This window comes from Acinetobacter sp. USHLN143, from assembly GCF_037145695.1.
GTDB classification, from domain to species: domain Bacteria; phylum Pseudomonadota; class Gammaproteobacteria; order Pseudomonadales; family Moraxellaceae; genus Acinetobacter; species Acinetobacter fasciculus.
Map to the genome: position 1 here is coordinate 1 of NZ_JBBCWZ010000205.1, position 525 is coordinate 525.

The window sequence follows — 525 nt, forward strand, 5'->3', positions numbered from 1 at the left end:
AATGCAGTACGATCTTCAAAGTTAAGATGATGGTATGACAATTTTATATACTCCATAAACCCTTTAAATTAATTAGGTGGTTTATGTCGCACTTCAAGTTTTACTCTGCCGGTATTTTGAGCAGTAATTGCTGTACGCTTGCCATTCAACTGTTTTAACAGTTCAAAATCAGGTGTTTCATCCAGCACATCCTGTACCGATTCATATTCAATAATATAGCCCTGCGCGTTCAGATAAACCTGTTTAAACGGTTTATTCAGGGCCTGTCTTAAAGCTTCAGGATATTCAGCAACGGGCTCTGCACGACGGATTGGAAAATTCATTCTGATCTTGCTATCCGCATCCTGATTGACTACAAAAATGCCTAAATCTTTTACATGAAAATGAATCGTTTTCCCCGTATCAAATTGATTGGGTGGTGTTTCAAAAAGTATGCTGAAAAAAACAATATGGCTTTTGATAAAATAGAGGTATGAAAATAACGCTACAAATCAAATGTCCTACCTGTCTAAGTAACAATATAAA

Annotated in this window: 1 pseudogene; it reads right to left on the reverse strand. The window is 36.0% G+C overall.

What is annotated here, in order from left to right:
• Positions 1-113 precede the first annotated feature (113 nt).
• Positions 114-407 (reverse strand): annotated as a pseudogene (locus WFH18_RS17705) (phenazine biosynthesis protein PhzF); the annotation flags it as partial.
• Between the last annotated feature and the right edge of the window lie 118 nt (positions 408-525).